Below are 12529 nucleotides of genomic sequence, written 5' to 3'. Positions count from 1 at the left end.
AATTCACTTGCATTTTAAAGTGAGCAGGTTAAGTTTAGACTATTGTTCTCATTTACTGTTATTGAAATTTATGAAGACCCTAAAAATTGCAACTCGACAAAGTCCACTTGCGCTTTGGCAAGCGGAACATATCCGTGCGCGCCTACAAGATTTGCACGCTGGTTTGCAGGTCGAGTTAGTCACTTTTGTTACACAGGGCGATAAAATCCTAGATACGCCGCTGGCCAAAATTGGTGGTAAAGGTCTATTTGTAAAAGAATTAGAAGCTGCTTTACTCGATGGCCGTGCCGATCTGGCCGTACATTCCATGAAGGATGTACCGATGGCATTGCCGGAAGGGCTGAGCCTTGCGGTGATCTGTGAGCGTGAAGATCCACTGGATGCCTTTGTCTCGAATACCTATGCCAGCTTTGATGAATTGCCACAGGGCGCCAAAGTGGGCACTTCCAGTTTGCGCCGTAAAACCCAGATTTTAAAACAGCGCCCTGATCTCGAAATCATTGATTTGCGCGGGAATGTCGGTACACGTTTGTCCAAGCTGGATGCCGGTCAGTATGATGCGATTATTCTGGCCAGTGCCGGTTTGAAACGTTTAGGTCTGGCAGAACGTATTCGTCATACTCTGACTCCTGAAATCAGTCTACCGGCCGTAGGTCAAGGTGCACTGGGGCTGGAATGCCGTACCCATGATCAGGCGGTACTGGACTTGATTCAGCCATTATTACATGCAGAAACGGATGCCTGCGTGCGTGCTGAGCGTGCCTTTAATGCCTATCTGGAAGGCGGATGTCAGGTGCCGATTGCCGGCTATGCCACGCTCCAGAATGATGTGATTTCAATCGAAGGTCGCGTTGGCAGTGTTGATGGAACGGTTTTGCTGCGTGCACAGCACACTGGAAAAATTGCAGAAGCTGAACAGTTAGGGGTGGAATTGGCCAAAAATTTACTCGATCAAGGTGCAGGCGAGTTGCTGAAAGCACTTTATTCAAACTGATGTTACTGATTAATACCCGTCCGAGTGAGCGTGCTGCGAGTTTGACTCAGCAGTTACAGGCAGCGCAGATTTCTGTACTAGAATTGCCTTTGCTGGAATTGCACGCACAGCCTTATTCCGACGAGCTGTTACGCTTGTATCGCCAGCTGGATCAGGCCAAAATCATTGTGGTGGTCAGTCCGACTGCCGCCCAGATTGGCATGCAATATTTGCAGCAGGCGGAAATTACCTTATCGCGCTTGGCAGATGTGCAATGGGTGGCGGTGGGTAAAGCCACTGAGCAGACGCTAGCTGGTTATGGTATTCAAAGTCATGTGCCTGAACTTGAAACTTCGGAAGGCATGTTGCAATTACCCGTGTTAAGGCAACTGCCTGCTGGCTCAGCTGTGGCCTTCTGGCGCGGAGAAGGTGGTCGTCAATTTATGATGGATTATCTGCGTGCAAATAATATCAAAATTTTGAATTTTATTTTATATCGGCGGCAATGCCCCGCAAGCACAGCAATGATTTTGGCAGAAAACCTGGCATTGCTTGAAGCGCAGCAGCGCTTTGCCGTGCTAATCAGCAGTGAAGCAAGCTGGTTAAACTGGCTGACATTAATGCAGGATAATTCGGATTTAATGCATCAGGCCCGTTATTTGGTTTTGGGGCCGCGTTTGGCCACTCTTCTTGGGGAATATCAACAACAGCATCAGGCAGGGTTTGAATTTGTGCAAATTGATGATTTAGAGGCGAATACGATCTTGCAAAAAATGAGACTGATACTAGGGAACGCATGAAGAAACTATTTATTGTATTTTTCATTTTGAGTGTGGTGTGGCTCATCAAACTCAGCTATGACCTTTATGTTCTCAATGCAGCGCAGACTGGACTTCATCAAGGTGTTAAACAGTTGCAGCAGCAAAATGCCAATCTCAATGATCAGTTTGTGGCATTAAAACGCCAGTTTACCGCCCAGCAGCAAAATGCAGGCACTCCCTCAGCTCAGGCAGCAGCTGCAGTGCTAACTGCTGACATGCAGAATGATATTGCTCTCGTACAACAGCAGCTGGATCTGATTGAATTTGCACTGCAACAGCAACAATATGCCACCGCCATTGAAAAACTAAACCACCTGCAGAATGAGTTGGATGAGTATGTTTTGGCGCCTGCCTTGGTCAGTAGTCTGCAGCAAGTAATTGCGAAAGATCAGGACATGCTGAAAAAATTCGTCAATAGTCGCTTGGTGCAGCAAAATAAATTAAAAGAAGTATTGATGCAGATGGATGCTGAAATTGAAAAAGAAATTCAGGCTCCGCATCTTCAAAGTTTGGAAACTCAACGCTCTTTCTGGCAGCGCTGGATTCAGATCGAAGCTGCAGAGCAGCCGAGTACCGTATTAATGCAACGGCATCTGGTATTGAAAGAAGCTCAGTTGCGCTTGCTCATTGCACAAAATACGTTGCAGCAAGATCAATCTGTCGCCTTTCAGCAAGCGTTGAATGCGGTGATTGATGTCTTGGAGCAATTACCGGATGCACGTAGTCAGTACTGGATTCAGCAGTTGCATCAAATCAAGGCCACACCGGTCACTCCAACGCCTTTATTAAATACACGCACCTTAGTTGGCTAATTGCTTATGAAACAGATTTTGCTGGCCTATTTATTTATCTGCCTACTGGGTATAGCGGGGCTGAGCATCCTGAGTTATGGGCATGGGGCCGGCTATGTCTATTTATATTGGCGTGAGTGGCAGTTACAAACCACATTGTGGTTTTTGGCGGCCTCACTGGTCACGTTCAGTTTTTTGATCCATTGCCTCTGGTACGCGATCAAACAGTATCGCAGCCGTGAACAGCGTAAAAATGAAACCGTATTTAGTTTTGCCCATTTACATCCTTATGAACAACTGGCTGTAATCTGGTTATTAAATGCAGCTCAGGATCAACGGGATTTTATTCAGCAGTCTTTTAGCAAGTCGGGCTTACTCAAACATATTATTGATGCACGATTATCTTGGGGGCAACAGCAATATACAGATGCCTTGACTGCTTTAAATCAGTCTAACCCGATGGCATTTGAGTTGGCAGAATTGCAGCGAATTGAAATTTATTTATCGCAACAGCACGGTGAGCAAGCACTGACTCATTTAGAATTTTTAAATCAGCATGAATTATCACCATGGTTAATACAGGTGAAACCAGCCTATGAACAGCGACTCACCACATTATGGGGTGTATTTGCCCTACAGTTTCCCTGGTTATATTTACGCTCGACTAAATATGGACATTTAGACCAAGAAGTAAAAAAATCATGGCTGGAACAATTATTATTGGTCTATGATCAAGCCACACCCGATGATTTGATTTATTTACAGCAGCGCTATTTAGATTTAAAAAAGCAAGTATTTAATCGTGACTACGCAGTCAAGTTATTATGGTTAAAATTATTATTCAGAATGCCGGAAATGAGTGCCGAGCATGAAACCCTGGCAGTGCATTTACTGGAACAGCAGTTTAACCAGGATGTATTTTATTTATGGTTCCAGCAGCAGTTATTGCGACAAAATCCGGATTATGACTGTATTGCACAGCAGATTTCACATTGGGAAACCCGGTATCCGGCATTGCCAATTCTGAATTTTACCAAATGGCATGTATTACAGGCCACAGGTTATACCGAGCAAGCCCAGCAACTGCTTCACCTGTATCCAGACGATATCCGTATGAGTTATCTGAGAATTAAAGCGGCCTTGCAAGACCGGGAAGACCTGCTCCAGCAATTAAATGCAGTATTTGAATCCAATGTAAACTTTATCGAAATTAAAATTTGAGAATCATGATGTCAGAATTAAAACAATATCCGGTGATTTATGCACAGAATGTGGCATGGGGAGATATGGATGCCTTGGGACATGTAAATAATGCCATGTATTACCGCTATATCGAAAATGCACGTCTGGCGTATCTGGGGGCATTGGATTTACTGAATGAAAGGGTATCTACCGTGGTCTCTTCAAATCAGTGCCGTTATTTAAAGCCGGTGGTTTTCCCAGATCATTTAAAAGTTGCAGCGCGTATTGAAGAGATTCGAAATAGTGCATTCCGCATGCATTATTTATTATGGAGTGAAAAACAGCAAAGTATAGTAGCAACTTCTGAAGCGGTTATTGTTTGTATTGATCAAAAAACCCTGCAGAAAACTCAAATTCCAGAACATATCCGAAAGAAAATCGAAGCACTTGAATTAACAGCCGGACATGAAATCTAAAAAATGAATTGATTATTTAATTTTGTCATTATTTCTAAACTTTATTGTTATTGATTTAAATATTTATATTGAATGTTTTATTTAATATAAATATGATGGGGTATTATTTAACAAAACAAATAATATTATTTAATCGGAGAGCATTATGCCAGATATTACTCATTTATCAGTAGAAGAGTTAAAGCGTTTACAAGCCGAAGCAGAATCACTGATTGCTTCAAAAAAAGACCAAGAGATCGAAGATGCTTATCAGCAAATCTTGGCCGTTGCTGACAAAGTAGGTATGACGGTTGAACAGTTACTTGAATTTGGCGCGTCTAAACGCAAGAAATCATCACGTAAATCGGTAGAGCCACGTTATCGTAGCAAAAGCAACCCAGATGACACCTGGACGGGTCGTGGCAAGCAGCCGCGCTGGTTGGTGGCAGAGCTGGACAAAGGTGCCAAGCTTGAAGATTTCTTGATCTAAGCCTCGATTTGATCTCGTCATTAGGCTGTCATACAGACAGTCTAAGATTGCTGAACCAAGCATGATTGCTTGGTTTTTTTATATCTATGAATTGGCGTTGGGAAAAAAGTGTGCATAATGTGTCTGTATAAGGAAAACATTATAAATGGGGATTTAGACTTGAGATATTGGTCGTGGTGGGATGAGCAATAAACCTAAAACTTTAAGATGGTTCATCCTTGCTCTTGTGGCGTTTTTTGTCTTTGTGATCCTGCAAGTGCCAGCTGCCTGGTTGATTTCAAAATTTTATAAAAATAATCAGGCCTTGCACAATGTAAACGGGAATATCTGGCAGGGCAGTGCTGACTGGAAAAAAGGTAATTTGCGGGGCAGCCTGAACTGGAAAGTACGGCCATTGGACTTGCTATTGCTGCGAGTTGGGGCAGATGTTGAATTGCATAGCGGCAATACTCAGCTTTTAGGGATCATGGGCTATGGGCTGAATAAAGCCTTGATCGTCAAAAATCTTGAGGGTCAGCTCGCGCCGGAAACCTTAAAAAAAGTGGCAGACTGGCAATGGCCAGCGACTGCTATTCAGTTTAAAGAGGTGGATTTTAAATATAAACAGGAACAAGGCTTCAGTCAGGTGACCGGGCAAATGCAATGGGCGGGTGGTGAGCTGATTTATAGCTTTGCCCAGCGTCAGGAACGTATGAATGTACCGGCCATGACCGGACAACTGGCAGATGAGAGCGGACAGCTCTTACTCGACGTTCGGGATAACCGAGAGCAACGTATGCTGAATATCAAGCTTGATCCCAGTCTGATGCTCGATATCCAGCTTACCCAGCGCTTTTTAATGAATGCACCCTCCTATGAAGGTAAAGCTGGCCTGGATACTTATGTGATTAGTACCCGCCAACCCCTAATGGGAGGCTTGAACTAATGGCCATTTCTCTTGGCGATCTAAAAAATATCGATCTGAAACAGGCCAATCGTGTTGCGCCTGTCGTGTTGCTGTTGTTGATTCTATATTTATGCTGGAAACTGGCGGCCATGTTCTGGTTGCTGATTGCGCCACCTCAAGCTATGCAGCTGGATCGGGTAGAACTGGGTTCACAACAGGCGCAAATCCCCAATATCAGTGCATTTTCGCTGTTTCAGGAAAGTGGACAAACAGCAGCAGGAGCAGAAGCTGCCAATATTCTTTTGCAAGGCGTGGTGGTTGCCAGTCCAAGCTATAACTCTTCTGCGGTGCTGAAAGTCAATGATCAGGTGGATCGTTATCGCGTTGGAGAAATGCTGGGCAACAGTGGTTTTGAGCTGGCCGAGGTCTATTGGGATCGGGTCATTCTGCGCAGAGCAACCGGTGCCACTCATGAAGTGTTATTCAAGGGTCTGGAAAATGGCTTGAATCAGCCGATCGTGCCGGCAACCCCAGCATCTAATACGATGTCTGCTCCATCTTCGATTATGAATAGCGCAGCTGAAGCACAAAATCTGCCTTCAGCGCAAAATGAAATCGGTCGGGCAATCCAGCAGATGCAGGAAAACAAGGATCAGTATTTACAGAATATGGGGGTCAGTGCGTCGGATGGAGGCTTTGAAATCACTTCCCGGACACCAGCTGCACTGCGTAATCGACTCGGTTTAAGACCGGGAGACCGGATTTTATCTTTAAACGGTCAGACGCTATCGCAGGGGCAAACCGAGGCGCAATTACTGGAACAGGCTCGACGTGAAGGTCAGGTCAAACTCGAAATAAAACGTGGTGATCAGACGATGACCATACAACAAGATTTGAAGTGATGTGTCATCACGCATAGGGTTAGGAAACACAAAAGTTTATGGCTTTATTTAATAATAATCGATCAGCATGGGCATGCTGTGTGGCCGCCCCGCTCGTAGCAATGATCAGTACGGCGGGTTATGCGCAAACCTGGAAAATCAACCTGCGGGATGCTGACCTCACCGCATTCATTAATGAAGTGGCTGACATTACCGGCAAGAACTTCGCAGTCGATCCGCGGGTGCGTGGTAATGTTACCGTTATTTCCAATAAAGCACTGAATAAAAATGAAGTCTATGACCTGTTTTTAGGTGTGCTCAATGTCAATGGTGTGGTGGCGATTCCTTCAGGCAATACCATCAAGCTGGTACCGGACAGCAATGTCAAAAGCTCGGGCATTCCCTATGATGCCAGAAGCCGTGCCAGTGGTGACCAGATCGTGACTCGGGTATTGTGGCTGGAAAATACCAATCCGAATGATCTGATTCCAGCACTGCGCCCTTTGATGCCGCAATTTGCCCATCTGGCAGCAGTGCCGGGCACCAATGCGCTGATCGTATCAGATCGGGCCAATAATATTTATCAGCTGGAAACCATCATTCGTAATCTGGATGGCACCGGTCAAAATGATATGGAAGCGGTCAGTCTGCAATCGAGTCAGGCCGAGGAAATGATCGAGCTGATCGAGTCCATGACAGCCACGGGTGCAGCCAAAGATGTGCGTGGTTCGCGGGTACGTGTCATCGCAGATACCCGCACCAATCGGATTATCATTAAAGGTGATCCGACGACGCGTAAGCGGCTGCGTCAAATGATTGAAACCCTGGATGTGCCGGCGGCAGACCGTCTGGGCGGCTTGAAAGTCTTTCGTTTGAAATATGCCAGTGCCAAGAATCTGGCAGAGATCTTGCAGGGACTGGTGACAGGGCAGGCGGTGAACAGTAGTTCAAATTCCACTGGCACGTCTTCGGGTTCATCTTCCCTAAGTTCGAATAACAGTTTAAACAATAACAACAGTAGCAACACCAGCGGAAATAATACTTCCTCCGCTATTCAGTTGAATACCGGCATGAACGCCGAGCAGGGTGGAATTAGCAGCTTTAGCGCAAACGGGGTGAGTATTATTGCCGATGCCACGCAAAACTCTTTGGTGGTTAAGGCCGATCCGCAATTGATGCGGGAAATCGAATCAGCAATTAATCAGCTGGATATTCGCCGTCAACAGGTACTGATTGAAGCTGCCATTATCGAAGTAGAAGGTACAGATGCCGATCAGCTTGGGGTGCAATGGGCCTTGGGAGATATCAGTAGCGGTATTGGGCTGATTAACTTTGATAATTTTGGTACCAGTCTAAAAAATGTGGCAGCCGGCTATCTCACCGGCGGTGGTGCAGGTGCTGCAAGTACCGTGGGAGCTGGGACTTCGTTGGTGCTCGGCGATTATCGTGAAGGCAGTGATGGTTCACGCCGTCTGTATGGTGCGCTGATTCAGGCCTTAAAAGAAAGCACCAAGTCCAATCTGTTGTCTACGCCATCCATTGTGACTATGGACAACGAAGAAGCCTATATTGTGGTCGGTGAAAACGTACCCTTTGTGACAGGTTCGGTTTCAACTGGCGCTGCTGGGGTGGCCAATCCCTATACCACGATTGAACGTAAAGATGTCGGGGTCACTTTAAAAGTGGTGCCGCATATTGGTGAAGATGGTACGGTGCGTCTGGAAGTGGAGCAGGAAGTATCGGCTGTTAATCGGGATCGTGGACAAGCGCAGGATCTGGTAACCAGCAAGCGTGCGATTAAAACTTCGATTCTGGCCGAAAATGGGCAAACCATTGTGCTGGGTGGTCTGATTTCGGATAACACCAGTTATGGCCGTCAGGCAGTTCCGGGTCTGGGCGCAATCCCTGGTCTTGGGCGTTTATTCCGTTCTGAAGGTAAATCTAATCAGAAACGTAATCTGCTGATCTTCATCCATCCAACGATTGTGGGTGATAAAAATGAGGTCAGTAAACTGACCCAGCAACGTTATAGCCAACTGTATAGTCTGCAACTGGCCCTGGATGCTGATGGTAATTTTGCCAAGCTGCCGGAACAGGTCGGTGATGTCTATCAACAGCGTATTCCGGTTTCGAAAACACCTTTACAAAATTCGTCTTATCAAACTGTGCCGACGGCTCCAGTGCCGACTCAGCCAGCTGCTGTGGTAGTCACGCCTGTCGCGATTGAGCCTGTGTTGCAGTCACAACCCGGACAACACGTCGAAAAGCGTAAAAATACCGTGACCACCACAACACTTAGACCGAAAAGCTAGGTGATGTAGCATGAACAAACAGCATGTTATGATAATGTCAAAGAGAAAAGAGAAGTAAATTCATGACTTGGAAAATACACGCGATTACAGGTGACTTGACAGGGCAAGAGATTAGCATTGACCGTGATATGCTGGTGGGACGTCATCAGGCCGCAGACATTGTGTTGCAGGCCGCAGAGATCTCGCGCAAACATGCTGCTTTCTTGCTCAAAGATGATGCGCTCTGGGTACAGGACTTAGGATCATCGAATGGCACTTTCGTCAATGATGTGCAGATTGCACAGGAAACGTTATTAAAACAGGATGATATCGTTCAGTTTGCCAGTCTGAAATTTTCCGTGCTGGCGCCTGCGGCTGCGGTAGAGGTTCCAGCAGAAATAGAAGTCACAGCAGAAAAAGTCGTGGCACAGGTAGAAGTGACTGAACCAACGCCGGCACAACAAATGAATGAACAGGGTATACCGGAACTGACACAGCGAGATGCCTCAGTCCAGCTGACCCGAGATGGTATGCCAACCCATGTTGGGATTCCAAAACCAGCGCCGATTCCTGAAGGCGTCGATCTTGCTGTAGTGAAACCAGAACCTACGCGAATGCCGGTTGAGCAGCCTGTGTCACGGGTAGAGCAGGAAAAAGAAACCCAGAAAAATGTGTCTGTTGGTTTGATTTCAGTGATTGTATTGATTATTTTGGCAATTATGGCTTGGGTAATGTTTAAATAAGCCGATGATTGGTTACAATCAAGGCATGCACAGCGCATGCCTTTTTTGTGGCTGCGAATAATATAAAAGAGGGTCGGGATGTCTATTGCACAATTAGAACAGCGTGAACTGATCTTGTTTGATCTGGATGGTACTTTGGTTGATTCGGCGCATGACCTGTATCGTGCCATGAATATGAGCCTGAATGTGTTGCAATTGCCTTTGGTCACGGAAGAGCAGGTTCGTACCTGGGTGGGCAAGGGCACCTCGATATTTTGTGAAAGTGTATTGCTACATCTGGTCGGTGAAGTTACACCCGCACAGCATCAGGAGCTGCTGAATACTTTTCTGGATATTTATAATGTCGATCCTTGTGTCGACACCGTTCCATTTCCCGGGATTCTGAAGTTTCTCGACTGGGCCAAAGCGCAGGGCAAAACCCTGATCTGCGTCACCAATAAGCCGGAGCTTCCTGCTTGTGCTATTTTAGAGACATTGGATATGGCACATTATTTTGCCGAGACCATTGGTGGCGACCGTTTTAGCGAACGTAAACCGCATCCGCGTCAATTATTGCACTGTGTCGAACAGTATGGTGTAACGAAAGAACAGGTATTACTGATCGGGGATTCTTCCAATGATGTGGAGGCTGCACGTCGCGCCGGGATTGATTGTATTGTGGTGAGCTACGGCTATAATCACGGTGAAAATATAGCAGACTGTCATCCTCAAGAAATTGTAGATGATCTACGTGAATTGCTTGCTTAATTAGGGTGTTAGGAAAATAAAATGAATAGTGATCAGGTTTTTCGATGGCGTCGCTCAGTTCAAGTCTATTTATACACTGAGTAAACCCAATTTAAAGAGAAAAACCGCATGACCACACAAGCACAATTCCAGCAACTTGCTGCACAAGGCTATAACCTGATTCCAGTGTACCGTCAGCGTCTGGCCGATACGGATACCCCACTTTCTATTTTCGCGCGTCTTAAGCAGCATCAGCAGGCTTATCTGTTTGAATCTGTCGAAGGTGGAGAAAACTGGGCGCGCTATTCGATTATTGGGCTGGGCGAATCTACGGTATTTTCCTGTAATGCCGGTGAACTGACGGTACAGCATGCGGACGGCTCGCTTGAAAAGCAGCACTGTGCAGATCCTTTTCACTATATTCGTGACTTTCAGGCTCAGTTTAAAGTGCCGACCCAACAGGACTTGCCTGCATTGCCAAGCTTCACTGGCGGTCTGGTGGGCTACTTTGGTTATGATGCCGTGCGTTATATTGAACCCAAACTCAAAAATGTGCCTGAAGCAGATCCGGTTGGCTTGCCTGATATCTGGATGATGTTGTCTAAAACCGTCATTGTCTTTGACAATTTAAAAGATACCTTATTTCTGATTGTGCATGCCGATGCAGCTGACCCGATTGCTTATGAAAAAGCACATGAACAATTGAATGAATTGGAAAATATTCTGGCAACACCGATTAGCCTGAAAGCTGAAAAACATAGTCCGCCACATTTTGAATCTCTAACCGGACATGACAACTTTATTGCCTCGGTTGAAAAGGTCAAAGAATATATTCGTGCCGGCGATGTGATGCAGGTGGTGCCCGGGCATCGTATGGTGTCAGATTTCGATGGTGATCCTTTGCAGGTCTATCGTGCGCTACGTCATCTGAATCCTTCGCCGTATCTGTTTCTGGTACAAGGGCAAACCTTGGAAAACAATACACCGTTCCATATTGTCGGTTCTTCGCCAGAGATTCTGTCACGTCTGGAAAATGGCATTGCCACAGTGCGTCCTTTAGCAGGCACACGACCACGTGGCAAAACCAAGGAAGAAGATCTGGCCCTTGAGCAAGACTTGCTCTCTGATGAAAAAGAAATTGCCGAACATGTCATGCTGATTGACTTGGGTCGCAATGACGTCGGACGCATTGCAAAAATTGGTAAAGTTCAAGTGACTGATCAAATGGTGATCGAACGTTATTCGCATGTCATGCATATTGTCTCGAATGTACAGGGTGAAGTGCGTGACGATGTCGATGCCTTGGATGTTTTCAAGGCAACTTTCCCTGCCGGTACGCTTTCAGGTGCACCAAAAATTCGTGCCATGGAAATTATTGACGAAGTTGAGCCGGTAAAACGCGGAATTTTTGGTGGCGCTGTCGGTTATTTAGGCTGGCATGGTGAAATGGACATGTCGATTGCGATTCGTACCTGTGTGATCCGTGAAAATAAGGTCTATGTTCAGGCCGGAGCAGGGCTGGTTGCCGACTCAAATCCCGAATCTGAATGGAATGAAACCCAAATAAAAGCTCGCGCAGTGATCAAAGCGGTTGAATTATCATCAAATGGTTTGATTTTATGAGTTTTTGGGGTTTTTTTTGAAAAAAACACTTGCATGGTTTGTGAGTTTTGCTAAACTGCACACCGTTCCGATACGAAACGTACGAAACACTAAGAAACGCCGGCATAGCTCAGTTGGTAGAGCAACTGACTTGTAATCAGTAGGTCCACAGTTCGAATCCGTGTGCCGGCACCATCTTAGAGAGTTTCAAGGGTTGAGTAAAGAACAGCACTGATGTAAGTGTAAAATGGTGAGGTTCCCGAGCGGTCAAAGGGGGCGGACTGTAACTCCGCTACGAAAGTTTCGAAGGTTCGAATCCTTCCCTCACCACCAATTTTAATACTTCAATAAGTGGTTTGTACCAACATCGTGCGGGAGTAGCTCAGTTGGTAGAGCGGTAGCCTTCCAAGCTGCATGTCGCGAGTTCGACCCTCGTCTCCCGCTCCATTGAAGTGCTAATATTTGCTCTTATAGCTCAGTGGTAGAGCACTCCCTTGGTAAGGGAGAGGTCTCGAGTTCAAATCTCGATAAGAGCTCCAGATTACAGTTTAGCAATTTTTATTGCACAATATTCCAGAAGCAGGCTATTTAGTCTGCTTTTCAAGTATTTGGTATTTGGTTTTTTAAAACGACATGTCGGAACTGGGTTTTACTCAGAATTGTGTTCGACGTAAACGAGGAGTATTAA

At 45.9% G+C, this 12529-nt stretch carries 12 protein-coding genes and 4 tRNA genes; all 16 read left to right on the top strand.

Annotated features, from left to right (window positions below; genetic code table 11):
- Positions 1-70: 70 nt before the first annotated feature.
- The 16 genes from hemC (at position 71) to KT990_RS08040 (ending at position 12380) form a co-directional block, all read left to right on the top strand.
- Positions 71-994, top strand: coding sequence for a hydroxymethylbilane synthase (hemC, locus tag KT990_RS08115; protein ID WP_005095241.1), 924 nt, complete (start codon positions 71-73; stop codon positions 992-994).
- On the top strand, positions 994-1773 hold the full coding sequence (locus tag KT990_RS08110) for a uroporphyrinogen-III synthase (RefSeq protein ID WP_180101329.1): 780 nt from the start codon (positions 994-996) through the stop codon (positions 1771-1773). The genes hemC and KT990_RS08110 overlap by 1 nt, the downstream gene beginning before the upstream one ends.
- Entirely contained in the window at positions 1770-2606 is an 837-nt protein-coding gene (locus KT990_RS08105) for a hypothetical protein (RefSeq protein ID WP_179999623.1), read from the top strand. Before KT990_RS08110 ends, KT990_RS08105 begins: the two co-directional genes overlap by 4 nt.
- 6 nt (positions 2607-2612) lie before the next feature.
- The gene (locus tag KT990_RS08100; RefSeq protein WP_218208601.1) at positions 2613-3806 is read left to right on the top strand and encodes a heme biosynthesis protein HemY; all 1194 of its coding nucleotides are present in this window, start codon (positions 2613-2615) and stop codon (positions 3804-3806) included.
- Between the two features lie 8 nt (positions 3807-3814).
- The gene (locus KT990_RS08095; protein ID WP_218208600.1) at positions 3815-4243 is read left to right on the top strand and encodes an acyl-CoA thioesterase; all 429 of its coding nucleotides are present in this window, start codon (positions 3815-3817) and stop codon (positions 4241-4243) included.
- A 142-nt stretch (positions 4244-4385) separates the two neighbouring features.
- Positions 4386-4712 carry an H-NS family nucleoid-associated regulatory protein gene (locus KT990_RS08090; RefSeq protein WP_167381258.1) on the top strand — a complete coding sequence of 109 codons (327 nt, stop codon included), beginning with the start codon at positions 4386-4388 and terminating at the stop codon, positions 4710-4712.
- 181 nt (positions 4713-4893) lie between these two features.
- Positions 4894-5637, top strand: coding sequence for a type II secretion system protein N (gspN, locus tag KT990_RS08085; RefSeq protein WP_218208599.1), 744 nt, complete (start codon positions 4894-4896; stop codon positions 5635-5637).
- Positions 5637-6500, top strand: a complete 864-nt coding sequence (locus tag KT990_RS08080; protein ID WP_218208598.1) for a type II secretion system protein N — start codon at positions 5637-5639, stop codon at positions 6498-6500. Before gspN ends, KT990_RS08080 begins: the two co-directional genes overlap by 1 nt.
- Before the next feature lie 38 nt (positions 6501-6538).
- Entirely contained in the window at positions 6539-8791 is a 2253-nt protein-coding gene (gene gspD / locus KT990_RS08075) for a type II secretion system secretin GspD (RefSeq protein ID WP_005173053.1), read from the top strand.
- A 62-nt stretch (positions 8792-8853) separates the two neighbouring features.
- Entirely contained in the window at positions 8854-9513 is a 660-nt protein-coding gene (locus KT990_RS08070) for an FHA domain-containing protein (RefSeq protein ID WP_218208597.1), read from the top strand.
- Positions 9514-9591: 78 nt separating this feature from the next.
- On the top strand, positions 9592-10260 hold the full coding sequence (gene gph / locus KT990_RS08065; RefSeq protein WP_100329455.1) for a phosphoglycolate phosphatase: 669 nt from the start codon (positions 9592-9594) through the stop codon (positions 10258-10260).
- A gap of 108 nt (positions 10261-10368) precedes the next feature.
- The gene (trpE, locus tag KT990_RS08060) at positions 10369-11862 is read left to right on the top strand and encodes an anthranilate synthase component I (protein ID WP_100534486.1); all 1494 of its coding nucleotides are present in this window, start codon (positions 10369-10371) and stop codon (positions 11860-11862) included.
- A gap of 98 nt (positions 11863-11960) precedes the next feature.
- Positions 11961-12036, top strand: a tRNA-Thr gene (locus tag KT990_RS08055).
- A gap of 54 nt (positions 12037-12090) precedes the next feature.
- Positions 12091-12174: transfer RNA gene (locus KT990_RS08050), tRNA-Tyr, on the top strand.
- Positions 12175-12212: 38 nt separating this feature from the next.
- Positions 12213-12288, top strand: a tRNA-Gly gene (locus tag KT990_RS08045).
- A gap of 17 nt (positions 12289-12305) precedes the next feature.
- Positions 12306-12380 (top strand) — tRNA-Thr (locus KT990_RS08040).
- Positions 12381-12529 lie beyond the last annotated feature (149 nt).

This window comes from Acinetobacter sp. F9, from assembly GCF_019195275.1.
Taxonomy (GTDB): Bacteria; Pseudomonadota; Gammaproteobacteria; order Pseudomonadales; family Moraxellaceae; genus Acinetobacter; species Acinetobacter pseudolwoffii.
This window is presented reverse-complemented; position numbering and strand designations above follow the sequence as displayed.

Excerpts from the sequence above, each read along its gene's own strand:
- KT990_RS08095 (WP_218208600.1), top strand. The coding sequence starts at position 3,815 with ATGTCAGAATTAAAACAATATCCGGTGATTTATGCACAGAATGTGGCA.
- hemC (WP_005095241.1), top strand. The coding sequence starts at position 71 with ATGAAGACCCTAAAAATTGCAACTCGACAAAGTCCACTTGCGCTTTGG.
- KT990_RS08100 (WP_218208601.1), top strand. The coding sequence starts at position 2,613 with ATGAAACAGATTTTGCTGGCCTATTTATTTATCTGCCTACTGGGTATA.
- gspD (WP_005173053.1), top strand. The coding sequence starts at position 6,539 with ATGGCTTTATTTAATAATAATCGATCAGCATGGGCATGCTGTGTGGCC.
- KT990_RS08080 (WP_218208598.1), top strand. The coding sequence starts at position 5,637 with ATGGCCATTTCTCTTGGCGATCTAAAAAATATCGATCTGAAACAGGCC.
- trpE (WP_100534486.1), top strand. The coding sequence starts at position 10,369 with ATGACCACACAAGCACAATTCCAGCAACTTGCTGCACAAGGCTATAAC.
- gph (WP_100329455.1), top strand. The coding sequence starts at position 9,592 with ATGTCTATTGCACAATTAGAACAGCGTGAACTGATCTTGTTTGATCTG.
- gspN (WP_218208599.1), top strand. The coding sequence starts at position 4,894 with ATGAGCAATAAACCTAAAACTTTAAGATGGTTCATCCTTGCTCTTGTG.
- KT990_RS08105 (WP_179999623.1), top strand. The coding sequence starts at position 1,770 with ATGAAGAAACTATTTATTGTATTTTTCATTTTGAGTGTGGTGTGGCTC.
- KT990_RS08070 (WP_218208597.1), top strand. The coding sequence starts at position 8,854 with ATGACTTGGAAAATACACGCGATTACAGGTGACTTGACAGGGCAAGAG.
- KT990_RS08110 (WP_180101329.1), top strand. The coding sequence starts at position 994 with ATGTTACTGATTAATACCCGTCCGAGTGAGCGTGCTGCGAGTTTGACT.